At 39.6% G+C, this 25,123-nt stretch carries 21 protein-coding genes; 3 read left to right on the forward strand and 18 right to left on the reverse strand.

The features are described 5' to 3' along the window. Window positions 1-16 precede the first annotated feature (16 nt). The 5 genes from rplU to D0T85_RS10955 form a co-directional block, all read right to left on the reverse strand. On the reverse strand, window positions 17-334 hold the full coding sequence (rplU, locus tag D0T85_RS10935; RefSeq protein ID WP_163213191.1) for a 50S ribosomal protein L21: 318 nt from the start codon (window positions 332-334) through the stop codon (window positions 17-19). A 184-nt stretch (window positions 335-518) separates the two neighbouring features. Further along, entirely contained in the window at window positions 519-1,034 is a 516-nt protein-coding gene (locus tag D0T85_RS10940) for a methylglyoxal synthase (RefSeq protein WP_163213194.1), read from the reverse strand. 4 nt (window positions 1,035-1,038) lie between these two features. After that, window positions 1,039-2,070, reverse strand: a complete 1,032-nt coding sequence (locus tag D0T85_RS10945; RefSeq protein WP_163213196.1) for a glycosyltransferase family 2 protein — start codon at window positions 2,068-2,070, stop codon at window positions 1,039-1,041. Window positions 2,071-2,174: 104 nt separating this feature from the next. Then, window positions 2,175-3,485, reverse strand: a complete 1,311-nt coding sequence (gene mtaB / locus D0T85_RS10950; protein WP_163213198.1) for a tRNA (N(6)-L-threonylcarbamoyladenosine(37)-C(2))-methylthiotransferase MtaB — start codon at window positions 3,483-3,485, stop codon at window positions 2,175-2,177. 184 nt (window positions 3,486-3,669) lie between these two features. Next, entirely contained in the window at window positions 3,670-4,065 is a 396-nt protein-coding gene (locus D0T85_RS10955) for an HU family DNA-binding protein (protein WP_163213200.1), read from the reverse strand. 316 nt (window positions 4,066-4,381) lie between these two features. On the opposite strand from D0T85_RS10955, the gene D0T85_RS10960 reads away from it, so the two are divergent. Next, window positions 4,382-6,058, forward strand: coding sequence for a long-chain fatty acid--CoA ligase (locus D0T85_RS10960; protein ID WP_163213202.1), 1,677 nt, complete (start codon window positions 4,382-4,384; stop codon window positions 6,056-6,058). Between the two features lie 109 nt (window positions 6,059-6,167). Here the strand turns inward: D0T85_RS10960 and D0T85_RS10965 are convergent, their stop codons facing one another. The 9 genes from D0T85_RS10965 to rpsF form a co-directional block, all read right to left on the reverse strand. Then, window positions 6,168-6,701 (reverse strand): hypothetical protein, encoded by a 534-nt coding sequence (locus D0T85_RS10965; protein ID WP_163213205.1) that lies wholly within the window; start codon window positions 6,699-6,701, stop codon window positions 6,168-6,170. 105 nt (window positions 6,702-6,806) lie between these two features. After that, entirely contained in the window at window positions 6,807-8,213 is a 1,407-nt protein-coding gene (locus D0T85_RS10970) for an arylsulfatase (RefSeq protein WP_163213207.1), read from the reverse strand. 177 nt (window positions 8,214-8,390) lie between these two features. Then, entirely contained in the window at window positions 8,391-10,337 is a 1,947-nt protein-coding gene (locus tag D0T85_RS10975) for a RagB/SusD family nutrient uptake outer membrane protein (protein WP_370459953.1), read from the reverse strand. A gap of 18 nt (window positions 10,338-10,355) precedes the next feature. Then, a complete protein-coding gene (locus D0T85_RS10980; RefSeq protein WP_163213211.1) occupies window positions 10,356-13,832 on the reverse strand; it encodes a TonB-dependent receptor in 3,477 nt (1,158 codons plus the stop codon). Window positions 13,833-14,197: 365 nt separating this feature from the next. After that, window positions 14,198-15,148: a FecR family protein gene (locus D0T85_RS10985; protein WP_203558460.1), complete on the reverse strand. Its 951-nt coding sequence runs from the start codon at window positions 15,146-15,148 to the stop codon at window positions 14,198-14,200. A 108-nt stretch (window positions 15,149-15,256) separates the two neighbouring features. Beyond that, window positions 15,257-15,808: an RNA polymerase sigma-70 factor gene (locus tag D0T85_RS10990; RefSeq protein ID WP_163213213.1), complete on the reverse strand. Its 552-nt coding sequence runs from the start codon at window positions 15,806-15,808 to the stop codon at window positions 15,257-15,259. Window positions 15,809-15,913: 105 nt separating this feature from the next. Next, entirely contained in the window at window positions 15,914-16,357 is a 444-nt protein-coding gene (rplI, locus tag D0T85_RS10995; RefSeq protein ID WP_163213215.1) for a 50S ribosomal protein L9, read from the reverse strand. A 16-nt stretch (window positions 16,358-16,373) separates the two neighbouring features. Beyond that, window positions 16,374-16,646, reverse strand: coding sequence for a 30S ribosomal protein S18 (gene rpsR, locus D0T85_RS11000; RefSeq protein WP_163213217.1), 273 nt, complete (start codon window positions 16,644-16,646; stop codon window positions 16,374-16,376). Between the two features lie 2 nt (window positions 16,647-16,648). Next, on the reverse strand, window positions 16,649-16,996 hold the full coding sequence (rpsF, locus tag D0T85_RS11005) for a 30S ribosomal protein S6 (protein WP_163213219.1): 348 nt from the start codon (window positions 16,994-16,996) through the stop codon (window positions 16,649-16,651). A 239-nt stretch (window positions 16,997-17,235) separates the two neighbouring features. On the opposite strand from rpsF, the gene D0T85_RS11010 reads away from it, so the two are divergent. Together D0T85_RS11010 and D0T85_RS22530 are read left to right on the forward strand one after the other, a co-directional pair. Continuing rightward, window positions 17,236-17,682, forward strand: a complete 447-nt coding sequence (locus D0T85_RS11010) for a MarR family winged helix-turn-helix transcriptional regulator (protein WP_163213221.1) — start codon at window positions 17,236-17,238, stop codon at window positions 17,680-17,682. Between the two features lie 182 nt (window positions 17,683-17,864). After that, complete coding sequence (locus D0T85_RS22530; RefSeq protein WP_203558461.1) at window positions 17,865-18,041, forward strand: hypothetical protein; 177 nt, start codon at window positions 17,865-17,867, stop codon at window positions 18,039-18,041. 52 nt (window positions 18,042-18,093) lie between these two features. Here the strand turns inward: D0T85_RS22530 and D0T85_RS11015 are convergent, their stop codons facing one another. From D0T85_RS11015 to D0T85_RS11030, 4 genes are all read right to left on the reverse strand, one after another. Further along, complete coding sequence (locus tag D0T85_RS11015) at window positions 18,094-18,795, reverse strand: response regulator transcription factor (RefSeq protein ID WP_163213223.1); 702 nt, start codon at window positions 18,793-18,795, stop codon at window positions 18,094-18,096. Window positions 18,796-18,799: 4 nt separating this feature from the next. Next, on the reverse strand, window positions 18,800-20,347 hold the full coding sequence (locus tag D0T85_RS11020; RefSeq protein WP_163213225.1) for a HAMP domain-containing sensor histidine kinase: 1,548 nt from the start codon (window positions 20,345-20,347) through the stop codon (window positions 18,800-18,802). A gap of 307 nt (window positions 20,348-20,654) precedes the next feature. Next, window positions 20,655-22,811, reverse strand: coding sequence for a translation factor GTPase family protein (locus D0T85_RS11025; RefSeq protein WP_163213227.1), 2,157 nt, complete (start codon window positions 22,809-22,811; stop codon window positions 20,655-20,657). 366 nt (window positions 22,812-23,177) lie between these two features. Continuing rightward, window positions 23,178-25,112, reverse strand: coding sequence for a RagB/SusD family nutrient uptake outer membrane protein (locus D0T85_RS11030; protein WP_163213229.1), 1,935 nt, complete (start codon window positions 25,110-25,112; stop codon window positions 23,178-23,180). Window positions 25,113-25,123: the final 11 nt, after the last annotated feature.

The raw sequence follows: 25,123 nt of genomic DNA on the forward strand, positions 1-25,123 counted from the left end.
TCTACTTTTTAATTGATTAAGCTACTACTTCTGTGATTGTAATCTCTGTGAATTGTTGACGGTGACCGTTTAGTTTTCTGTAACCTTTTCTTCTTTTCTTGTGGAAGATCAAAACTTTATCACCTTTTACCAGGCTTGATACAACCTGACATACAACTTTTGCACCTTCAATAGTTGGTGCTCCAACGGTAATTGCACCGTCTTTGTCTACTAAAAGAACTCTGTCAAACTCTACAGTTGCTCCGTTTTCAGCACCTTTAATGTGGTGAACAAACAACTTCTTTCCTGCTTCGGCCTTAAATTGTTGGCCATTGATTTCTACAATTGCGTACATTTGTTATTTATTATACAGGTTTCTCCGTTGGGTGGCCTTTAATCTCTTAAAGAACACTTGGAATACCCAAGGCGGAATAATCGGCTGCAAAAGTACTATATTAAATTGAGAATTGAAAATTGAGAATTGAAAATTATCTGTTGTTGTGGGTTTTTTCTTTATATTTCAACTCCTTTGGGTATTATTATAGCTCATTCTTCTTCTCTGCCGCCTCAACTGCTTCCTTAACAATTGATTTATCCTCAAACCGTTTTGTGTAACTTGAATAATCCGGGCGAACCTGTACATAATCCGGATCTTGAAACAACGGACTGGATATAATATGATCGGCTGTTGAACGGTTACAACAGAACACAATGTTCTCTACACCTGCCAACCGGGTTAAAGCCTTTACGTCGGTATCGTGAGGTTGTAAAGTCATTGGGTCGGTAAAGAAGAACAGGTAATCAATTTCGTTATCTACAATGCGCGAACCCATTTGTTGGTCACCACCCAATGGTCCCGACTTTAATATTGTAAAATCCCAATCTTCATCGGGGTGCTTTTCTTTCAATGCCGCCAGAATTAATGTTCCGGTTGTTCCGGTACAATAAAACTTATGCCCGATTAAGAGCTTAGAGTTCCATACTGCCCACTCAATTAAATCCTTTTTCATAGCATCGTGAGCTACTAATCCTATTTTTCTGACAATTTTTACCATATCGTTATTCATTAGTTCCAAATAATTGCGAGAAGTATTTCTTCCTTTTCACATAAAACTGTACCAAGATACTATAATTTGTTCTTTCTGGTATCTGTTGAGGTATTGTTTTTTTTATGTTCTCAGTACGCCGGATCGAAAAACCAGCTCTTGTTTTCTTATAATCTCTGCGGGCTCTAAGTACCGCTTTGGCGTTTGCTACATCGCCTTTGGCAACAAAAACCAACAATGCCAGATAGTCTAACAAAGTTCTTACCCACATAATACGGGCCAGTTCATTGTCGGGCAGGTTTTTGTAAAGCATTACAAGATTGTTACGAAAGTTGAGGTATGTTTTGCGTGGGTTCTCTTTCTTCAAAGTAGCTCCCCCTACATGATATACTGTGCTTTGCGGAATACATACAATATTATATCCTCTGTTGCGAAGCCGCCAGCAAAGGTCTATCTCTTCCATGTGGGCAAAGAAATCTCCATCCAATCCGCCTACTTCCTGAAATATTCCTAAGCGGATAAATAGAGCAGCACCTGTTGCCCAGAATATGGGGATTATCCTATTGTATTGTCCTTCGTCTTTCTCTACTACGCCCATAATGCGTCCCCGGCAAAAGGGATAACCATATTTATCTATAAATCCACCAGACGCTCCTGCATGTTCAAACATCTCTTTGTTGTGCCAACTTCTTATTTTAGGCTGACATGCTACAATGTTTTGGTTGGCATCCATATAAGTAACCAATGGATCGAGCCAGTTGGGGGTAACCTCTACATCCGAATTCAGCAACACAACATACTCTGCACTAACCTGGTTCAGGGCGCGATTGTATCCTTCGGCAAAGCCATAGTTTTTATCTAATATAATTAGCTGAACATTGGGGAAGTGATTGCGGAGTACTTCAAGCGAGTTATCACTTGAACCATTATCCGCTACATAAACAGCTACATCCGGTAATTGAGAATAACGAATAACCGAAGGCAAAAAGGTTTTCAACATTTCGGCCCCATTCCAGTTCAATATAACAATAGCAACTTTATACATATCAAGTTCTTATGTGTTTTGAACCGCAGAGTTACGCAGATTAACGCAGAGTTTATTTAAACTAAAAATTATTCACTCTGCGTTAATCTGCGTAACTCTGCGGTTCAAAAACATCCAATCAACGCTGTTTTATCTTCATTAAAATCTCCCAGAGTTACGTTTGTAATTGTATTATCCATCTCCGGATGATTATCCACCTCTACCTTTATATAATTATCGGTGAACCCATGCATGGATGTTCCCACCTTCGACTTTTCTAATAAAACTTTCATTGTTTTACCAATATGTTGCCTGTAAAAAGCCTGTATTTTCTCGTCCGAAAGGTTTAACAACTGCTGACTTCTTTCGTGCTTTTCCTTTGGATTAACAACATGATCTATTTTTAAAGCCTGTGTTCCAGGGCGTTCCGAATAACTGAACACATGCAATTGAGTAACATCTAAACCGGCAATAAAGTTGTATGCTTCTTCAAAAAGTTCGTTGGTTTCGCCTCTTGTACCCACAATAACATCCACACCAATAAAGGCATGTGGCATAACCTCTTTTATCTTTTTAATTTTCGAAGCAAATAATGCAGTGTCGTATCTTCTTTTCATCAATTGTAACACTTCATCGCTTCCCGATTGCAAAGGGATGTGGAAATGTGGCATAAATCGTTGAGACTGACTGACGAATTCAATGATCTCGTCGGTCAATAAATTAGGTTCTATAGAAGATATGCGGTAACGTTCAATACCCTCAACCTGATCTAATGCCTGTATTAATTCGTAAAAAGATTCGCCGGTGGTTTTACCAAAGTCGCCAATGTTAACTCCGGTAAGTACAACTTCCTTTCCTCCTTCGCTAACAGCTTCTTCTACTTGTTTAACCAGTGATGCAATATCGCCGTTGCGGCTTCTGCCTCTGGCAAAGGGAATGGTGCAATAGCTGCAATAATAGTCGCACCCATCCTGAACTTTCAGGAAGAAACGGGTACGGTCGCCCCGCGAGCAGGAAGGGGCAAAAGAGCGAATGTCCTTCAATGAGGAAGTATGCGCTTCTCCACCTGTTTTTTGCAAATCTCCCAGAAATTGCAATATGTCTTTTTTCTGTTCGGCACCTAAAACCAAATCAACCCCTTCAATCTGGGTTATATTTTCGGGCTTTAACTGTGCATAACATCCGGTTACTACTACAAATGCTCCCGGATGGTTTTTAATCATCCGATGAATCGCTTGCCGGCATTTCTTATCGGCCGTTTCGGTAACCGAGCAGGTGTTGATTACACAGATATCGGCTTTCTCGCCTTTGCGAGCTGTGCGAACACCGGCTTCATTCAGTATCTTACCAATGGTCGAAGTCTCGGAGAAGTTTAATTTACAGCCCAAGGTGTAATATACGGCTGTTTTGTTTTGGAATATGGTTGTATCTATCATATTTAATTATTCTTCATATTCGTCTTCCTGATTCAATTCTCTCTCAGTATAAGTGAATGTTGATAAAATTCATTGATACAGCTCTGTTCCAACCATTGTTGATGGTTTTATGGACATAGAATAAGGCCAGAGAATTAAAAATAAAGGATTGTTTTCAAATTCGTCAACAATCTGTTGACGAATTTCATCGTGTTTTTTTCCGTTTGCTAAGCTGGTATTTCATTTTCCCAAGTATGCTACGCAAGGTTTTATCTGCTTTGAAACAGATTCGTTGAGCTTTTACTTTGGCAGGAGTACATAGTTTTGGGTCATCTACCCCTTCGCTGCTTGCCGAAACCGAAAAAGTTCCAATTCCTTTCAGTGATACAGAATTGCCTCGCGACAGGTGCATTTGCATGGAGGTGCTCAAGGCACTGATTACTGCCAGTACATCGGCAGGGGTTAATGAAGAACGTTCGCTAATTTCGACTGCGAGATTATCTTCGTCAACATTTCCGGATAGTATAGGAACTCCATAATAACGTTCTTTGGGTGTTTCTCCAGTTTTATCAGTCTTAGATCGCACTACATAATGTGGCATAAGCTTATAGAATTAGTTGTTTTTACAATAACATTTGTTTTTTATACACCCGGGTGTACAGTGTGTGAACACCCGGGTGTTACCGATGTGTACACCCGGGTCTACGTACTGTGTACACCCGGGTGTTGACGGCATGAACACCCGGGTGTACACAGTGTAAATGCACTGGCAAATATAAGGAATGGTACTGGGAAAAGCAAAGGAAAGAACTGGCTTTTTAGTTATAACATGGTAGGATGATAGATGAAAGGTAGGTTATTTTATTGTTGTCTCCAACATAATCCTTATTTTTGCACACCATAATATTAAATGTGCAATGATAAAAGAGAACTTTATAAAGCTCTACGAAAACAGTTTTCGTGAGAATTGGGATTTGCCCTGTTACACAGATTACGGTGAGAACATTACTTACACTTACGGACAGGTGGCCCGCGAAATAGCAAGATTACATTTATTATTTAAACATTGTAGCCTGCGCCGGGGCGATAAAATAGCCATTATTGGCAAGAATAATGCCCGTTGGTGTATAGCTTATATGGCAACAGTTACATACGGTGCTATTGTGGTTCCTATATTGCAGGATTTTAATCCAAACGATGTTCACCATATTGTAACCCATTCCGAATCGGTTTTCTTGTTTACCAGCGATACTATCTGGGATAACCTGGAAGAAGAGAAAATGCCAACCATACGTGCAGTATTCTCATTAACAGATTTCAGATGCCTGCATCAGCGCGATGGTGAAACTGTTCAGCGTTTCTTGAAATACCTGGACCGTGAAGTAGAGAATGCCTATCCCAACGGATTTAATAAAGAAGATGTGGTGTACACCGATCTATCTAACGATAAAGTAATGCTGCTTAATTATACTTCGGGCACTACCGGATTTAGTAAAGGAGTGATGCTTACAGGAAACAACCTGGCCGGTAATGTAACTTTTGGTATCCGTACAGAGTTATTAAGAAAAGGGGATAAAGTATTGTCGTTCCTGCCTTTGGCGCATGCTTATGGCTGTGCTTTCGACTTTCTTACTGCAACAGCAGTAGGTACACATGTTACTTTGTTGGGTAAAATACCTTCGCCCAAAATACTGATGAAGGCTTTTGAAGAAATCAAGCCTAATCTAATAATAACAGTTCCACTGGTTATTGAGAAGATCTATAAAAATGTGATTCAGCCTTTAATCAGTAAGAAAGGAATGAAGTGGGCATTGAGTATACCTTTGTTGGACAATCAGATATACAACCAGATTCGTAAGAAACTGGTAGATGCTCTGGGTGGACGCTTTAAGGAGATTATCATTGGTGGTGCAGCTATGAATCCGGAGGTAGAGGAATTCTTTTATCGCATTAAGTTTCCTTTCACCATTGGATATGGTATGACGGAATGTGCGCCACTTATCAGCTATGCGCCATGGAATAAGTTTGTTATAACATCATCTGGTAAAGTACTCGATATTATGGAGGCCCGTATCTACAAAGAGAACCCAGAGGATAAACTGGGCGAAATACAAGTACGTGGCGAGAATGTAATGGTTGGATATTATAAAAACGAAGAGGCTACCAAAGAGGTATTTACCGAAGATGGTTGGTTGTGTACTGGCGATTTAGGAACGATGGATGAAAACAATAATCTTTTTATTCGTGGTCGTAGTAAAACAATGATCCTCAGTTCGAGCGGACAAAACATTTTCCCGGAAGAGATTGAAGCCAAACTAAATAACCTGCCTTTTATTCTTGAAAGTTTGGTTATTGAACGGCACAAGAAACTGGTAGCACTGGTGTATGCAGATTATGAGGCATTAGACTCTTTAGGACTGAACAACCCGGAAAACCTGAAAACAATTATGGATGAAAATCTTAAGAACCTGAATGCTACTGTGGCAAACTACGAAAAGATTAGTAAAATCCAGTTGTATCCAACAGAGTTCGAAAAAACTCCCAAAAGAAGTATTAAGAGGTATCTTTATAATAGTATTGCGGAGGAGGGTTAAACCTCAGGGCAGGAAATCGAGGGAAGTTATATACCCCGGGTTACGCTTTGCTTTGCTCACCCGGGGGTTACAATTGATAGTTACTTAATCAAATTAGAACTGCGTAAGATTAAGATCTTTCTATAGAAGTTATTTTAATCTTTAACCTTTCTTGATTTACAGTGCAATCAATTTCTATCTCACACTCATAATTAGGAATATGAATGTCTCGGGTAAATCCTTCCTCCTTGATCCATCCTTTAATTGATACTTCTGCAGTTTCTTCTTTATCAGTATTGCATTTTATTACAGCATCCTTTGTTGAATAATCGAATGTTGCATTATGAGGTTTTCCATTAACAGGTACTAACGGCACAAAAATATCAAGAGTTGATGTTCCCCATTTAGGTACGCAATGTATAGATACCTCTTTCTCAGAAACCTTTTTAATATAAAAAAAGCTAGACCAAGGTTGGTAATCTTCTAAACCTTTTCCATTATAAACGCCTTCGGCACCATTCATGTAATAATAAGTAGAGAAAGAAATTGAGCCCGTTAAAGTGCCACGATCGGGTACTAAATCTGTGTGCATTACTTCATTGGTGCATGAAGAAACCATGATATAACTGAATATCATAGTAAGTACTAAATAAACTTTTGTCATTCCTTGTTTTATTAATTGTTGTTACAAACTTAAACAAAAATCTTCGATTTACACAAATTCACTACCAAGGAAGAAATCCGCATGGCAATTTTCAACTTTCAACTTTCAATTCTCCCCTTTAAACCGGAACAACTCACTTGGCCTATGTGCCTCATCCATTAATTTTTGTAACTGAGCCACTACACCCGGATACTGTTTAGCTACATCCATAAGCTCGCCCGGATCAGCCGAAAGGTTGTATAATTCGAATTGGGTTTTATCTGGTTGATTCACAAATAAGCGGATAAGTTTCCAGCCATCCTTTAATATTGCTTGCTTACCACCCATCTCATGGAATTCCCAATACAGGTAATTGTGTTCATATTGTTCGCCGGTTCCTGTTAATTGAGGCAGATAAGAGATACCATCGGTAAATGTAGGACGGCTTTCACCCAATAGATCGCATACGGTAGGCAAGAAATCCCAGAAAGCAGAAACATGATAACTTACAGTTTCGGGTTTGATCTTTCCTGGCCATTGTACTATAAACGGAGTTCGTATACCACCTTCGTACAAATCGCGTTTCATACCACGGAACGGACCATTGCTGTCGAAGTATTCCGGATCGTGGCCGCCTTCGGCATGTGTACCATTATCGGATGTAAATACAATGATTGTGTTATCGAGTAAGCCGTTCTTTTCAAGCGTTTCAACAATTTTGGCCACATCTTTGTCTAACTGGGTTACCATGGCAGCAAAAGCGGCACGCGGTTCGGGCTGGTTAGCGTAGTGGTTGTGTGTGAATGGCGTTTCAAAGTATTTCCCTCTTTGTGGTTCCATTTCCTGTTCGGGTACTAACAAATCGGCATGCGGAATAGTAGGAGAGAGGTATAAAAAGAAAGGTTTATCTTTATTCTTCTCAATGAATTCCAATGTTTTATCTAACAATGGGTAAGGTGTATAAACTTTCTTATTGAGTTTTACCTTTTTATCGTTCTCCCACAAGAAAGCAGGGTAGTACGAATGTGCATTTAATTGTCCGAGATAACCAAAGAAGTAATCGAATCCTTTATCGTTGGGATGCCCTTCCGACTGCGGACCGCCCAGTCCCCATTTGCCAATACAGGCTGTTGCATAGTTATGCTTTTTAAAAATCTCGGCTACAGTAACTTCGTCGCCTTTTAAAGGATAATCGTATGTTTCGTTGTTGATGGTTACCCCTTTATTACCACGTATATAAGCGTTTCCGGTATGTTTACCCGTCATCAGGCTGCAACGCGAAGGGGCACTTACTGTAGAACCAGAGTAGTGTTGCGCAAAGCGAATACCGTTTGCTGCCAGTTGATCTATGGCAGGCGTTTTAATTTGTTTCTGTCCGTAGCAGCCTAAATCGCCAATGCCAAGATCGTCAGCCATAATGTAAATAACATTGGGCTGTTTTTCGTTATGGGTTTGTTGGGCATAGGTGGCAGTTAAGGGAATGGCTGCCAGCGGCAGGATGGTTGTTCCTAGTTTGGTTAGAGTTTTTTTCATGAGGATTTAATTTAAAATAAAGATGATAAAGATTATAAAGGTGATAAAGATAATAAAGGCGATAAAGATTATCAAGTGGACTTTATAGCCTTTATTTACTTTATAACCTTTATTTACTCTATCACCTTTACCTCCTTTTATTTATTCAGATTTCAAAGGTAAGAAAGAAACGTGGTTTTACCATCCCGGATTTTGTTCTAATTCAGGATTCAATATAAGTTCGGTGGTTGGAACCTGATACAGGTAATATTTATCCAACCAGCCTTTACCCTCCTTCACAGGATTGTTGAATAAGAAAAGATAACCTTCGGTCATGTTTCCGTTTTTGCCATCAGAGAATCCGGTTTCGGGATTGTACAGTGTCATGTTTTGAGCTGTTGCGTATTCTTTGTTTGCCCAGAATCCGGTTGCTGTTTTGTTAAGGAACCAGGGGGCCATTCGCCAGCGGCGGATATCATCGAAACCAAAACCTTCGCCCATAAGTTCAATAATACGTTCGCGACGGATTTCCCAAAGAATAGGATCAACCTGTACACCATTGGTGTTTCCCTGCGGATAATAATATCCCCGGTTAGGGTCGAAATCGGCATTAATATCGGCTACTGTCATGCCTTCAATATCTACACGTTCGCGCAGTTTGTTGATTGTTTCGTCTGCAACACTCTGTGTAAATTTGCTGGTTTCGAACATGGCTTCGGCATAGTTTAGCAATACCTCTTCTATTTTAAATATAGGTTTATCGGCAGTGTTGCGGGCACCGTTATTGAAGTTGGTTTCCCAGTTGTTCCAGTTTTTCCATACATAATAACCCGAGCGGCAGGTAACAAAAGCACCCGTTCCCAGTCGTGGTATCTCCGGAACCAGTGAGGCCGACCAGTTTTGTCCCGGTAACCGTTTCATACCTACACCCGGATTGCTGCAACTCTCGTTGGCTCCCAACAGGTCTATATATTCCCTGTGGGCAGGATTGTCTGTGTAACCCCATGTTGCATTGGGGTTGCCAGCCGGCTTGTTTGCACCATTAGCAACAACTTTATAAGGAGGTATTACTACCTGATAGAGGCGTGGATCTCTGTCGCGGAAAACAGCATAGATGTCTTGGCTACCATGATAATTAGATTCTTCGTTCATAATGGGCTTGCCGTTTTTCATCAGGTAAAGATCAACAGTGTTCTGGTTCATCTCTACATGGTGCGATGAAGTATGCTCAATGTAACATTGATTACCGGCATAAGCACTGGTGTATTCTTTATATAGAATAACACCGGGCACATCTGCCAAATCATCAGTATTCCACATTTGTCCGTATCCGGCAGCAGGCTGATTGGCATCTACACCCGCACCTTTAAACAGGGTGGGGAAGTCGTTCATCAATACTTTCGATACACGTGTACACTCGTTCAGGTATGTGTCGGCGTTGCTTAGTTCGTGGTATTTCCGCCAGGTACCCTCGCGCAAAGTAAAGCGTGATAATGCAGCACGCACACAATGTACATTTATGGTGTTGCTTCCGTCGCGGCTTTCAAAATCGCCAATATTCTCTTCGGCCCACTTCAGACGTTCAAGTACCTTGGCTGCAACCACATCGCGGCTTTCGCGCGGACCATATATCTCGGCCGATGATTCGTTCAGCGGTTTGTCTACCCAAGGTACATCGCCAAAACGATTAATCAGTTCCATGTACCAGAACGAGTGGAAGAAGTATCCAACAGCTCTCCAATGGTTCTTTTCGCTGTCGGTCATTCGCGAACTATCAATACGCGAAAGCATAATGTTGATACGGCGTATGTAAGTTTTAAAATCCCAGCCGTTTCCGGTTGCTACACTTGCTACTGTTTGATAGGCATACGTGTTATAGCCGCTTTCCTGTTTCTTCTCCATATAGCCTGCCCAGATATCCCCACGATAGAAGCCATCCTGACCAACTGCGGTAATGGCAGTTGCAAGCGTATTGTTGGTAAACATTTCGTAGCAGGGCCACATAAATGATTTAAAGTTATCGTAAGATGTAAATGCGTTCTCTTCTGTGAGGCCTGTAACCGGCGATTTATCCAAAAAGCCATCGTTACAACTTGTGCATATAAATAGGATGAGGAATGTTAATCCTGATATTATTTTTTTCATATAGTTCATGGATTTATATTATAATGTAAAGTTCACTCCAAAAGATACAGTGCGGAAAGCCGGATAATTCCACCCAAGTGTTTCCGGGTCTATTCCCTTTGGTAACGATGAGAACGTTGCCAGGTTTTCGATGCTAACAAAACCTTTCAGTTGTTTCAGTGTGAGCCTTGTTAACCAACGCTTAGGAACGGTATACGATAGAGTTACATTTTTAATACGCAAATATGAAGCATCGGATAAATATTTATCTGATTTACGGTAGTTAGAACCTTGGTTGCCATAATTGCCATAGATACGTGGGTATTTAGCATTTGCATTGGCTGCTGTATAGTCGCCATTGGCAGCATCTACAGGTTTCCAGTAATTGCTGAGGCCTTCGTAAAGAGGAACAAACTTGAAGTCGGAATAAAGTGGAAATGTTAAGGTGTTATTTATCCATGCATCTCGCTGTCCGGTTCCTTGCAAGAATATGTTCAAATCAAATCCGGCATAATTACCTCCTAAAGTAATACCATACAAGTATCTAGGTAAGCTGTTGCCAATTACTTTGCGGTCGCCCGGGTTGCTAACAGTATTGTCGCCTGCCGAAATAATATTGTCGCCCAATGTTTCATCATCTCTCAGGTTTTTGAATTTCACATCACCGGGGCGTGGGTTGTATCCGTTAAGGCTTACTACTCCTTCTTTCAGTTTCCACGAGTTGGTGTCTTCAAAGTCGCTAACATCATAAAATCCGTCGTAAACATATCCCCATATTTCGCCCAGTTTCATGCCTTTATAGAAATTATCAAGTAACTTCGATTCGTTGCTATTGTACTTTGTTATCTTCGATTTATAATCGGAAAGATTGAGTCCAATTCTGTATCCTAATTTTCCAATCCTGTCTCTCCAATTCAGGTTCAAATCCCAACCGCGGGTTTGCATATCGGCTGTGTTCTGATATGGAGCTTCGGCTCCCACCACGGCAGGCAATTGCATGCCCGGTGCAAGCATTCCTTTTGTATCTTTTTGATACCATTCAAAGAGCCCTGTTAACCGGTTGTTCAGGAAAGTAAAGTCGATACCAACATTAAGCGTGCTTACTTTTTCCCAAGTGAAGTTGTTTCTTACCAAAGCTGGTAAGGTAGTAACAGCTGTAACATGCGTACCATCTATCAACCATTTGTTATATGTATTGCTAAGTGTCATTGTTGGCAGATAAGAATAGTTGGGGATATTCTGGTTACCAATCATACCATACGATGCCCGCAGTTTCAGTGCATCTAACCAATTGCGGGTTCCTGCCATGAACTTTTCTTCGGCCACCTGCCATCCTATAGATGCCGATGGGAAGAAACCGAAACGATTGTTGCGTGGAAATTTAGAAGAACCATCGTAACGGCCATTAGCCTCGATCAGGTATTTGCTTTGATAATTATAATTGATACGGAAAAAGCCACCACGTAATGCAAACTCATCGTAAGAATCGGTTGCCGTTACCCGGGTTGTTCCTCCACCCAACGAAGGTACTTCAATAACCGATTGTCCATACGATAATGCCTCCATCGTTTCCCGATATTTAGATTCCTGATTAAAACCAGCCATTACTTTAAAAACATGATCGTTAGCTAAAGTAAAGTCATAAGTACCATATACATTGATAGCATTGTAGTTGGTGTATCGTTTCGTTTTCTTTAGATAGTCGTTTCCTATGGCAGGGGTGGTATCTATGCCATCTTGCACGGTGGTATAATCTACCGATCCGGTATACCAATTGTAGTCGTACACATTTTTATCGAAGGTATATTCAAACACAGCTTCAAATCCTTTGAATGGTTTCAGTATAGACTTCAAGAAGATACGAGGATTGTCGTTCTGGGTCTTGGCCGGATTAGACCATAGAATCTGATTGCGTGGTGTGAAGAAAGGTTTGCCTCCGGCTCCCAGACCACTAATTTCATCGGGCATGTTTCCTTCAGGATAGAAAGATGCTAAGCGGGTTGAATAAATACCTCCCAATGCTGACGATGGTGTTTCGCGAGTGCTGTGTGCATAGCTAACAGTCGCTTCTTGTGTAAACCATTTAGTAACATCGGCTGCAATATATCCATTGAAAGTTAAACGTTCGTAGCTATCTTTACTGGTAATCAATACACCATCGTTATCCAGATAACTACCCGATAGGCGATAACGAAGTTTATCTGTTCCTCCCGACATAGATACATTGTGGGTCATCTGAAAACTGGTTTCCATCATATTGTCTACCAAATCTTTCTCGTTTAGGAAATACACAGCTCCATCAGTATCTTTGAATATACCATCTCCATAAGTTTGAAGCGAAGAAGGATTCTTTTGGTATTGATCAAGGTAACCCATCCATTTAGTTACACTTGGTGCTCCCATTGTCCAGTATTGATCGCTTGCCGAGTCGTAAACAGCTTGTAGATAATCTTTAAGAGGTGCCTGTTGAGGCAAGTTAACAGCATTGGCAAAACTGAAATTATTGTTGTAGTTCAACTGAAAACTGGTGTTGTTTTTAGGTCGTTTGGTTGTTACCAAGATAACTCCTCCTGCTGCACGCGCTCCGTAAATAGCACTCGATGATGCATCTTTCAGTACAGAAACCGTTTCAATATCTTCGGGATTAATCATGTTGATGTCGCCTTCTACATTGTCAATCAACACCAGCGGGGCAATACTGGCTCCATAATTTCCATTCGCGTCTTTTGCTCCAATAGTGTACGAACCACGAATCTGGAACGACTTGCCTGTTCCCGGTTGGTTACCTCCATTAGATACCAACAGTCCTGGAACGGTTCCCTGTAGAGCTTCGCCAGCATTAATAATAGGACGGTCGCCAATGGCTTCGGCCATATTCACAGACGAAACGGCACCGGTCAGATTGGCTTTCTTCTGCGATCCGTAGCCTACCACCACAACTTCTTCAAGGGCTTTGGCGTCTTCTTTCAAAGCTATCATGAAGTTGTGCTGGTTTTTTACCGCTTGTTCGTGATTGGTGTAGCCAATGTAGGTAACAAGTAATACAGCCCCTTCGTCTATATTCAACGAGAATTGTCCATCTATATTGGTAATAGTGCCATTGGGAGTTCCTTTCTCCATTACGTTGGCACCGATAATAGGCTCGCCGTATTGGTCGGTTACGGTTCCTGTAACTTTACGTTTTTCCTGTTGAACGATTGCAGAAGCTGCTTTTTCTTCTTTCTTCATCAACAAAACGTTTGTACCTTCAACAACATAAGTAATTTCCGTATTCCGGAATAAACGATCCAAAGCTTCGGCTATGGATTTGTTTTTTACTTCGACAGATGTGGGATGTTTCAGATTGATTTCATCCCATGCATAAACAAACAGATATTCGGTTTGACGTTCTATTTCGTTCAGTATGTCTCCGATTGTTGCATTGCGCATGGAGAGGTTTACGCGCGTTTGTGAGTTGGCCTCTCCTGCAAAAACACTGGTGATAACCAGCAGTAGTGCGAGGCATGTTAATTTCATAGTTTTAAATAACTGTTGATGTGTTTTTAAACCGGGCATAAATATCCCGTTACAAAGTTTTTTCATACTTTTGTAAACAATTGAATGGTTAGTATTAATTTGGATGTGAGGTCCAGCGTTGTACTGGCTTTTCAACCACGGGAGGTGTTGCAGCACTTCCCGTACTTGTGTTTCTTCATGTTCTAGTTCATAGGCAATTAGTTTTAAGTTAGTGGATAAAGGTAATAAAGTAGATAAAGGTTATAAAGTAGATAAAGATTATAAAGTAGATAAAGATTATATAGTTGATAATCGCATAAGAAACTTTATTTCCTTTATTACCTTTATTATCTTTATTATCTTTATAACCTTTATCTTTATCACCTTTACCTTATAATAATCGTATTATCTTCTTCATCTTTAATGTATTCAAACTTATGTTTGTGTTGCAATACACGTAGTGCATGTTCTACTCCGTCTTTTACCCGGAATTTTCCATTGTACGGCCATTGCAGCAAAGCTTTGTTCTCAACAATGATTTTTACATCGTAGTACAATTCAAGCTTTTCGAACAGAGATGACAGTTTTTCTTTCTCGAAACAGATTAAGCCTTCGCGCCATTTAAAATAGTTATGATCGGTAATTGTTCCTCTCACAAGTTTGCCATTTGCCAAAACAACCGTTTCGTTGGGTACTAACCTAACAGGGGTAGTGTTATCCGAAAGTATTTCTACACTACCTTCTATCAGGGCTGTTTCAAAAATATCTTTTTTCTGATAAGCTTTTACGTTAAATTCGGTACCCAATACTGAGATATTGTACAAACCTGTTTCAACAATAAAAGGATGGTCAGTGTCTTTGGCTACTTCAAAGTATCCTTCTCCATCTAATGTAACAACACGCTGCCGACCAACGAATTTATCGGGAAAAGTCAATGTTGTTTGTGAGTTAACCCATACCTTGGTACCATCGCACAATAATACTTCTGCCCGTTGTCCGGATGGTACATAGATGGTTTGCATCTGGGCTGATTCTACTTTATCCTTGTTCTCAATAATGAACCATGTAGATAAAATGCCAATCAAAAGTACTGCCGATAGCTTCAATGCTTCTCTTGCAAGGGTATATAAGCGTTTCTTCTTTGGCTTTGTTTCTACTTCCGGGGCTGTAGTTGAGGCTTTATTCATATTCCAGGTGTTGAGGTCGTGCAGTTTCCTCAAAGCACGGTATTCTTTGGTATGCTCCTCATCCTCCTTTAACCAGAGTAGGAATTGGCGTCTTTCGTTGGCAGTGGCATTGCCTTCAATATAATGTTGTATAATTGTTTGTATATCCATAAACGTGCCTTGTTAAAAGGGGCTGTTATATATGTAACGAATGGGTTGAAGAAATCCCTAAATGAATTAAAAAAAAAGTTTTTATTGAGAGTTAATGAGGGATTAGCTTTAATTGAAAAAGAATAGAAAAAAGGGAAGATAATCTTTCAGGTTAGTTCTTAAAGCATTGAGTGATCGGGTGATATGGTATTCTACCGCTTTGGGAGTAATATTGAATTTGTTGGCAATTTCTTTAACCGGCATTCCCTCGTACCGGCTCAATTCAAATATCTGTCGGGTTTGTTCCGGTAACGAATCGAGTGTTTGCCGAATGATCCATTCAATTTCGGTAGAAAACATTTCTTGCGGGTTGCAAGCTTCCAGCGTTGAGATACGTATGGCTAGTTCTTTCTGATAAATTTCGACCAGCTCTTCTTCTATAGTTTGGCGTAATGACTCCCGTCGCAAATAATCTAATGCTTTATTTTTCAGGGCAGTAAAGAGTAGTGCTTGTGGGTACTCAATTTCTTTTTCGGACATTAGCTTCCAAAGTTTTACGAACGATTCGGCCACAATGTCTTCTGCTACCATATCATTCTGTACATAAGACTTTGCAAATATGAAAGCCCTTCTGTAACAAGTATCATATAAGTCTTGGAAATTGCTGATATTCGTGTTCATAGATCAAACTTATATAAAATTTGCGAATAATGTATCGCTATGAGCATAAAAAAAAGGAAGTGACTCAAAAGCCACTCCCTTTCTATGTTACTATAGTGTTTCTGATTATTCAGCAACCACTTCAAAAGGAATTTCAACAGAAACTTCTTTGTGAAGTTTAACAATAGCTTTGTATGAACCAACTTCTTTTACAGAGTCTTTCACTACAATTGTTTTTCTGTCGATTTCGAAACCTTTCTTTGAAAGTGCATCAGCAATCTGAATGTTGCTTACCGAACCAAAGATGGTACCAGTAGAGCTAACTTTAGTTGCAATAGTTAAAGTAACGCCTTCAAGTTTAGCAGCAGCTTCTTCAGCGTCTTTTTTAATTTTCTCTAATTTGTGTGCACGTTGTTTCAGGTCTTCAGCTAACATTTTCTTTGCTGAAGGAGAAGCAATTACAGCTTTTCCTGTTGGGATGAGATAGTTACGTCCATAACCCGATTTCACGGTTACGATGTCATTCTTATATCCCAGGTTTGTTATGTCTTCTTTTAATATAATTTCCATTATTTGTCCTCCTTAATTATTTCATCATGTCAGTTACATAAGGAAGCAGCGCCAGGTGACGAGCTCTTTTTACAGCTTGCGCAATTCTACGTTGGAACTTCAATGAAGTACCAGTAATGCGACGAGGAAGAATTTTTCCTTGTTCGTTCAAGAACTTCTTAAGGAATTCAGGATCTTTGTAGTCAATGTATTTAATACCACTCTTTTTGAAACGGCAGTATTTTTTCTTCTTAACATCTACTGAAGGCGGAGTTAAATATCTGATTTCTGATTGATTTTGTTGTGCCATGATTAATTTTCCTCCTTTTTAGTTGATTTTAAACCTCTTCTCTTAGCAGCATACTCAGCAGCGTATTTTTCCATCTTGAAAGTCAAGAAACGGATAACACGTTCGTCACGACGGAAATTCAATTCCAGTTTTTCAATCACTTGTGGTTCAGCATTGAACTCAATTAATTGATAGAAGCCTGTTGATTTCTTCTGGATTGGGTAAGCCAGTTTTTTCAATCCCCAGTTCTCTTCATTGATAATCTCAGCACCTTCGTTTTGAAGTATGCCTTTGAATTTTTCTACCGCTTCCTTCATCTGTGCATCAGACAAAACGGGAGTCAAAATGAAAACGGTTTCGTATTGATTCATACTTTAATAATTAATTAAAAATGTTTTTTATAAATGCGAGCGCAAAGGTAAGACAATAAATTGAGAATTGAAAATTGAGAATTGAAAATTAATGCTTGACACATAGTGAAATGCAACAATATAACAGATTTTATTGTATAAGATTGTATAGAGATGTTCATTAAAAGTAATTTTTCAATTTTCAATTCTCCATTTTCAATTTAAAAACTATCTTTGTATAGTTGTTTAAACAATAATTTATGATAGAACATTTTAATTTTGATATACAGCTTATATTCGCGATATTAAATGGTAAAGTTTCAGCTGCAATTAATCGCAAACTTTATCGGAACTTTCGTCAGAATGGGGTAGAAATTAGTCCAGAACAATGGACAGTGTTGCTATATTTATGGAAACAAGATGGGGTAACCCAACAAGAGTTGTGTAATGCAACCTTTAAAGATAAACCCAGCATGACCCGCCTCATCGATAACATGGAGCGGCAACATCTGGTGGTTCGTATTTCTGATAAGGCCGACCGGCGCACAAATTTAATTCATCTCACAAAAACAGGTAAAGAGCTGGAAGAGAAGGCATATATCATTGCCGGACAAACTCTGAAAGAAGCACTTGATGGTGTTACTTTAGAAGAACTCAGTGTAAGCCAGGAAGTGTTGCGGAAGATATTTACTAATATGAAAGAGTAGTGAGTTTTGAGTTTCGAGTGATGAGTTTTGGGTTTCATGCGGCGTTACTAACTCAAAACTCATCACCTAAAACTCAAAACTTATACTGATTAATGTTTTTTTTGCAAAAATAATTTCTCCCGTTAAATAATTATGCCTTAATTTGTGGCTACGAATATAATAATCTAATAAATATACACACCATGAAAGTTTTATTGAAGAATTTAGGACTACTTTTAATCTTAGCAGGAGCAGTGATACTACTTGTTTGTGCTTACACAGGAAACGTTAATAACAATAATGTATTGGTAACTTCGGCTGCTCTACTTATTGTTGGGCTTGTTACTTATATCGTTATTAACAAACGGATTACAGATTAAAATTCTCCGATAAAAGAAATAAAAAATCCCCGTGGCATGCCACGGGGATTTTTTATGCTTCATTCTCAGGGGTAATCAGTTTATATCCTTTTCCATGGATATTAATGATTTCGATAGAAGGATCTGCTTTGAGGTGTTTACGTAATTTAGTGATATAAACATCCATACTACGTGCATTGAAATAGTTATCATCAATCCAGATAGTTTTCAAAGCAAAGTCGCGCTGAAGAATTTCGTTTGCATGTGCACAAAGCAATGACAGCAATTCCGATTCTTTTGTAGTTAGTTTGGTTTGTTCGTTTTCAATAGACAGGATTTGTTTCTGTGTATCGAAAGTAAACTTACCAATTCTGTAGATACTGCTTTCTTTGTTTTTCTTTCCGCGCACACGTCTCAAAATTGCTTCAATTCTGAAAGTTAGCTCTTCCATGCTGAACGGTTTAGTGATATAATCGTCGGCACCAATTTTGAAACCTTCCAGAATATCATCTTTCAATGTTTTTGCAGTAAGGAAAATAATGGGGATTTCGGCATTGATAGCACGAACTTCCTGCGCCAATGTAAATCCGTCTTTTTTAGGCATCATTACATCGAATACACACAAATCATATTTATTCTTCAGAAAAGCCTTGTATCCGGCTTCTCCATCAGGGAATAATTCGGCCGAATATCCCTTAGCCTGTAAATATTCTCTTAAAAGCATGCCAAGATTTTCATCGTCTTCGCATAACAAAATACGCAATTTCTCTTCCATATTGTTAATGTTTTAATAAAGGTAATGCAATAATAAATTTAGTTCCCACGTTCACATCACTCTCAACGCGAATGGTTCCTTTCAGGTCTTGTATGATCTTTTTCACATAAGCCAATCCTAAACCAAATCCTTTAACGTCGTGCCTGTTGCCGGTATGTACCCGATAAAACTTATCGAATATCTTTTTCAGGTTTTCTTTCTTAATACCTATACCGTTATCCTGAATGGATATCAACAGTTTACCCGATTCGTTCCATGTCCTGACTTTCAACACCAGTTCATCATCGGGTTTCTTGTATTTTACCGCATTGTCCATGAGGTTGAATATAACGTTCGTGAAATGCATTTCATCTACAAATATGAACGGATTTTCAGCTTCAAGGTCTGAGGTAATTTTGCCATTATAACTTTCAACCTTCAGTGTAAATGTGTTAATTACTCCTGCTATCAGTTCGTTGGCATCAATTTCTTTCATTTTCATTGTTGCCTTTTGCTTGTCGAACATAGACATTTGAAGCACTTTTTCTACCTGGAACCGTAAACGTTTGGTTTCATCGTTTATCACTCCCGATATATGCTGGAACATCTGTGGCGATTTTCCCACAGCCGGGTCTTTAAGCATTTGGGCAGCCAACGAGATGGTTGATATAGGCGTTTTAAACTCGTGAGTCATGTTGTTGACAAAGTCGTTCTTCATTTCCGTTAGTTTCTTTTGGCGGAACACTATATATATAGTGAATATGAATGTTATCAATAACACGAATGTAAACACCATAGAAGGTATCATAAAGCTCACCGTATTGAAGATGTAATCTCTTCTTTCGGGGAAATGTACCTTCACCATACTCATTTTAGATGGCGGATCGTTGGGGAAAAGAACTTGAGAATATGACATCTCAGATCCTTTTGCTTCGTAATCCGAACATTTGTAAACTTCGCGCCCCAGATTATCTATAACCGAAAAATGGTATGTTAAAGCTACATTGTTATTAATAAATTCTGCTCGCAGATATCCATCCAGATTTTTAAAGTTTACCCTTTCGTTCAAGGGTCTATCACTTGCCCGGTATAGCATATCTCTAACCACTTCATCGAGTAATGCTCTTTGATACATATACCGTTTCTTTACTGCTTCTGCCAAAGAACGCGCTGTTTCGGGTATCGTTGCTCGTCCATGTTGTTGCGATATCATTGCTTTGGGAGCTGTCGACGGACGTTTGGTTATTGTTTTAAGTTCGAATGCTGATATAGAAACATCAGGAGTGGTTATTGTATAACCTTGCGATTGCTGTTGGATGATGTTATTTGTTTGTGATTCAGAAGGATCAACTCTTCTTAGTTCATTTTGCATCACATCATTATCAAGCCATCTTTTTGTTTCAGCAAGTTCTACTGTTCGCGAAACTTGGTGTAAACTTCTCTTTACCGCATCATCAAATTCTGCATTGCGCATCTTCACCATTTCCTCTATATAGCTTACCTGCAAGTAGAGTAATCCTAAGAATGCGAAACCCATTACAACACCTAAAATCCAAATTGTCGACTTCTTCATACCAACAAAATTAACACTCCCTAATTAACACTCCTAACGTTTTAACCTGATTTAACGGCAGGTTTCTTTTAATTAACCGAAAAATGTTTTTTAGTTTGTATTATGATAATTAAAACAAAATACACCCCACATTGTTTGCAAATTTAATAAAAAATTAAAGTATTCATTAACAATATGGAATAGAATTAAGAATAAAGGAGTAAGTAGTAAGAATCTATGCAGCACTGCATTCTTACCTACTTACTCCTTAATTCTTAATTCTATTTCAGGAGCAAAGCACTGCTTTCTTACTCCTTACTCCTTAATTCTATTCTTCTGCTTGTTTCGCTTCGAATTCTTTTATCAGTTTATCTTGTACATCCGATGGAACAAGTTCGTAGCTAGAGAATTTCATAATAAACGAAGCACGACCACCTGTTAGTGAACTTAATGCGGTAGAGTAGGACGACATTTCTTTCAAAGGCACTTTTGCCGAAAGTTTTTCGAATCCTTTTTCGCTGCTCATACCCATAATCATGGCTCTGCGGCCTTGTAGATCGCCCATTACGTCGCCCATTCTATCCGATGGAACAAATACTTCAACATCGTAAATTGGTTCCAGAATTTTTGGTCCGGCGTTTTTAAATGCTTCGCTAAACGCATTACGACCGGCAAGCATGAACGAGATTTCATTAGAATCTACCGGGTGCATTTTACCATCGTACACAATTACACGAACGTCGCGTGCATACGATCCGGTAAGTGGTCCTTGTTCTATGCGAGACATAATACCTTTCAAAATAGCTGGCAAGAAACGGGTATCAATTGATCCACCCACAATACTGTTAACGAACACTAATTTGCCACCCCATTCCAATGGAATTTCTTCTTGTCCCTTAACGTTAATTTTAAATTCCTGTCCGTTAAATTTATAAGTATCGGGTATTGGCATACCTTCTTTATAAGGTTCAACGATAAGATGAACTTCACCAAACTGTCCGGCACCACCCGATTGTTTTTTATGACGATAGTCTGCACGCGAAGCTTTGGTAATTGTTTCGCGATAAGGAATTTTAGGCTCTTCGTAAGTAACCTGAAGTTTTTCGTTTGTTTCCAAACGCCACTTCAGTGTACGCAGATGGAACTCTCCTTGTCCGTGAACAATGGTTTGTTTCAGTTCTTTCGATTGTTCGATTACCCATGTTGGATCTTCTTCGTGCATGCGGTTAAGAATGGACATCATTTTCTCAACATCGGCTTCGTTAACCGGTTTTATTGCACGCGAATATTTAGAGTTAGGATATTTAATAAAGTCGAACGTATAGTTGCAGTCTTTGCTATCGAGTGTATTTCCTGTTTTAACATCTTTCAGTTTTACGGCTGCACCGATATCACCGGCTACCAGTTCTTCAATTTTTGTGCGGTTGGAGCCTGCAACAACATAAAGTTGGGCAATGCGTTCTTTCGAACCTCTGTCGGCATTAACCAAATCATCGCCTTCTTTTACTTTACCGCTCATTACTTTAAAGTACGAAACTTCACCAATATGAGGTTCAACACTTGTTTTAAAGAAATAAAGCGATGTGGGTTTGCTGGCATCGGGTGCAATTTCTTGTCCGTCGGTATTGATAACTTTTGGCATATCATCAACAAACGGCACCACATTTCCAAGGAACTCCATTAGGCGGCGAACACCCATATCTTTTCCTGCACAAACACAGAATACCGGGAACATGCCACGCGAGATAAGCCCTTTGCGGATTCCTTCGCGCATTTCGTCTTCGCTTAACGAATCTTGTTCGAAGAATTTTTCCATGAGTGCTTCATCATTCTCGGCAGCAGCTTCAACCAATACTTTGTGCATTTCTGTTGCTCTATCCATTTCTTCCGCAGGGATGTCTTCGATGGTTGGTGTACCCCCTTCGGCTTTCCACGAATATTTTTTCATCAGTAAAACGTCAATAACCGCATTGAAATCCGCTCCCGGATTAATTGGATACTGAACGGGAACAACCTTCGAACCGTATGCTTCTTTAAGTTGCTCTAATATATTATCGTAATCACATTTGTCTGAATCAAGTTGGTTAACCAGGAAGATAACCGGTTTACCGAATTTTTCGGTGTAGCGGAAATGATTTTGCGTTCCCACTTCCACGCCATATTGGCCATTTAATAGAATAACCGCTGTATCGGTTACATTCAGGGCGGTTACTGCACCACCTATAAAGTCGTCCGAACCAGGACAGTCTATAATATTTAATTTTTTATTGTTCCATTCTACATTTAATACTGTAGAAAAAACGGAGTAACCATACTCTTGCTCAACCGGGAAATAATCGCTAACTGTATTTTTAGCTGCGATAGTTCCGCGACGTTTTATAACTCCACTCTCGAAAAGCATTGCTTCCACGAGAGTGGTTTTCCCAGAGCCAGAACTTCCCAATAAGGCGATGTTCTTAATTTCGTTAGTTTGATATACTTTCATGATTAAAGATTTAATAAATGAAAATCAGTATGAGTTTCATACCCCTTAATTAATGTGAGGCGCAAATTATGAATTTATTAAAACAAAAGCAATTAATGTGTGCGTGTTACTAAACAATGTTTTTCAGCATAGTATTTTAGAATCGATGTTATCTGTACTTTTGTCCCGGTAGGATGAGGCTTTTGTCCCGGTATGATAAAGGCTTCATCCCGGTAGGAGAAACGGTTTCTCCCGGTAGGATGAAGCCCTTATCCCGGTAGGATGATTTATAGATTTATGAGATGTTTTTGATTTAAAGTTAGATTTTCTGTGGAGTAACCAGGTGCGGCAAATTCGTCGCCGCACCCAGTTGAATGGTTATCCTGATTAATTAGAATAAGTTGTTTCGGAAGCTTTTGCATCTTCCAGATTATCAAATGGAGCTATATTGTGTTCGTATCCGGCATATCCGTAATTCTGATTGATTCTTCCTTCGCGGTTAGAGTCGATAGTAGATTGCGGAACCGGCCAATGAATATGGTAAGGAGCAATTGTATATTCAACTCCCGAACGTGTTTTTACACCTTTATTATAGTAGTTGTTATATTTGGTTATGCGTTCAAACCAGTAATTGCTTTCTCCTAACTTATCTTCGGTATAGGTTTTACCAAACTCGTCGGTTTTACCTGTCCGGGCAAAGATGTACGATACGCGGCTCAGCTCTACATGTCTCCACTCTTCATAAAAGAGTTCGCGGGCTCTTTCGTCCATAATAACCCCCATGTTCATGTCGGCTGCTGTAAACAACTTGCTACATTGGGCACGTTTGCGTATTGTATTAACATCGTCGGCTGCTTTTCCTAATTCACCTTTCCAGAAGTACGCTTCGGCTCTCAGCAAATACGTTTCGGCAAGGCGGAATAAATACCAGTCGGCCGATCCTCCTTCGTAAGTAGTTTGAGTTTCCTTGCGTGGATCTTCAATCCATACTTTATAATGAGGCCAATTAAACCAGCTTCTGATGGTGTCCGAGCATAATAGCTTGCCTTCGTCGTTATACCGGCGAAGATTTTGGCCATAATACTCGTTGGTGCCTTTCAAGCTGGGTTCGTTGTACTTTAACTGTTCCATTGTCATCCAGTTGCCATGTTCTACGCTGTGGCGTAAATCGGTTGCATCGTTTAACCACATTGAGTGTTCGGCATGATATGTTGGACGTATACGTGCAATACCACGGCCATATGCTCTTCTGTAATCATACTCGTTATTAAGGATGGCTGCTGTCATTGCACCCGATTTACTATCGGGTGTTAAAATACAGAAGTCGTTGGTTCCCGCCCAAAAAGGAACACAGTTTCGCATGGTTCTTATCAACACCCGGCTTGCTTGCGATTCTTCACGGTTAACCATAAACTGAATTACTTCTTTATTTGCCGAAATGCCTTTGTTCTCGGGTCTGTGTAAATCCCAGATAACATTTCTTACAACTTTATGTACCGATGGGGTTGGATCAACAAATTGTCCGAAAGGTTCAGTCATCAGTGCATATCCCGAATTATTAATCAGCTCGTTGGCTTCGGCAATTGCTTTGTCGAATTCGCCTTGTGCCAGATAGCATTTAATAAGCAGGTGCCTACATGCTCCTTTGGTAACCATGCCACCATAGTCGGCAACTGCTGGTACGTGTTTTACAGCAAATTCCAAATCGGAGGTTATCATATCCAGAATAACGCCTCTTTTGGTCGACTGATAGTCAAACTTGGGTCCTCGAACTTCTTGGGTAAATAAAGGTATATCTTTGTACTGGAATATCAGATAAAGATACCTGAAACTACGGTGAAAGTAGGCTCTTCCCAACATTTCATCGTGCAGTTGCTGATCGATACCTTTAATACTTGCCAGATTGGTAATGATTGAGTTGGCATATTTAATTCCATAATAACCCTGTGTCCAGTAATAACCAATTCTGGTTGTGGCAGAACTATTACCACTACAGTCGGGGGTTAACAATGTAATCATATCCATGGACGAATCCGTTGGCGAGGTTCGGTCGGTTGTTCCATTTACAGCAATGTCAGATAAGAGCGTTTCTGTATTAATAGGTGCACTATCAGCATTGTTGTCATCACTCGAGAAAAACAAGTGACGCATATGCTTGTCGCATGTGGTTAATGCCGACTGAAGTCCTTCTTTGGTTGTAAAGGTAGTCGATGGTTCATAAAAAGAAAGTGGATCGGGTTTCAGAAAATCTTCACTACACCCTGATAAAAGTAACCCTGTTATGGACACTCCTATTGTTAATATAATATTTTTTCTTTTCATTTTTCTGTTAG

The sequence above is a fragment of the Bacteroides sp. 519 genome (assembly GCF_010500955.1).
Taxonomy (GTDB): Bacteria; Bacteroidota; Bacteroidia; order Bacteroidales; family Bacteroidaceae; genus Bacteroides.

Excerpts from the sequence above, each read along its gene's own strand:
- rplU (WP_163213191.1), bottom strand. The coding sequence starts at position 334 with ATGTACGCAATTGTAGAAATCAATGGCCAACAATTTAAGGCCGAAGCA.
- D0T85_RS10940 (WP_163213194.1), bottom strand. The coding sequence starts at position 1,034 with ATGGTAAAAATTGTCAGAAAAATAGGATTAGTAGCTCACGATGCTATG.
- D0T85_RS10945 (WP_163213196.1), bottom strand. The coding sequence starts at position 2,070 with ATGTATAAAGTTGCTATTGTTATATTGAACTGGAATGGGGCCGAAATG.
- mtaB (WP_163213198.1), bottom strand. The coding sequence starts at position 3,485 with ATGATAGATACAACCATATTCCAAAACAAAACAGCCGTATATTACACC.
- D0T85_RS10955 (WP_163213200.1), bottom strand. The coding sequence starts at position 4,065 with ATGCCACATTATGTAGTGCGATCTAAGACTGATAAAACTGGAGAAACA.
- D0T85_RS10960 (WP_163213202.1), top strand. The coding sequence starts at position 4,382 with ATGATAAAAGAGAACTTTATAAAGCTCTACGAAAACAGTTTTCGTGAG.
- D0T85_RS10965 (WP_163213205.1), bottom strand. The coding sequence starts at position 6,701 with ATGACAAAAGTTTATTTAGTACTTACTATGATATTCAGTTATATCATG.
- D0T85_RS10970 (WP_163213207.1), bottom strand. The coding sequence starts at position 8,213 with ATGAAAAAAACTCTAACCAAACTAGGAACAACCATCCTGCCGCTGGCA.
- D0T85_RS10975 (WP_370459953.1), bottom strand. The coding sequence starts at position 10,337 with ATGAAAAAAATAATATCAGGATTAACATTCCTCATCCTATTTATATGC.
- D0T85_RS10980 (WP_163213211.1), bottom strand. The coding sequence starts at position 13,832 with ATGAAATTAACATGCCTCGCACTACTGCTGGTTATCACCAGTGTTTTT.
- D0T85_RS10985 (WP_203558460.1), bottom strand. The coding sequence starts at position 15,148 with ATGGATATACAAACAATTATACAACATTATATTGAAGGCAATGCCACT.
- D0T85_RS10990 (WP_163213213.1), bottom strand. The coding sequence starts at position 15,808 with ATGAACACGAATATCAGCAATTTCCAAGACTTATATGATACTTGTTAC.
- rplI (WP_163213215.1), bottom strand. The coding sequence starts at position 16,357 with ATGGAAATTATATTAAAAGAAGACATAACAAACCTGGGATATAAGAAT.
- rpsR (WP_163213217.1), bottom strand. The coding sequence starts at position 16,646 with ATGGCACAACAAAATCAATCAGAAATCAGATATTTAACTCCGCCTTCA.
- rpsF (WP_163213219.1), bottom strand. The coding sequence starts at position 16,996 with ATGAATCAATACGAAACCGTTTTCATTTTGACTCCCGTTTTGTCTGAT.
- D0T85_RS11010 (WP_163213221.1), top strand. The coding sequence starts at position 17,236 with ATGATAGAACATTTTAATTTTGATATACAGCTTATATTCGCGATATTA.
- D0T85_RS22530 (WP_203558461.1), top strand. The coding sequence starts at position 17,865 with ATGAAAGTTTTATTGAAGAATTTAGGACTACTTTTAATCTTAGCAGGA.
- D0T85_RS11015 (WP_163213223.1), bottom strand. The coding sequence starts at position 18,795 with ATGGAAGAGAAATTGCGTATTTTGTTATGCGAAGACGATGAAAATCTT.
- D0T85_RS11020 (WP_163213225.1), bottom strand. The coding sequence starts at position 20,347 with ATGAAGAAGTCGACAATTTGGATTTTAGGTGTTGTAATGGGTTTCGCA.
- D0T85_RS11025 (WP_163213227.1), bottom strand. The coding sequence starts at position 22,811 with ATGAAAGTATATCAAACTAACGAAATTAAGAACATCGCCTTATTGGGA.
- D0T85_RS11030 (WP_163213229.1), bottom strand. The coding sequence starts at position 25,112 with ATGAAAAGAAAAAATATTATATTAACAATAGGAGTGTCCATAACAGGG.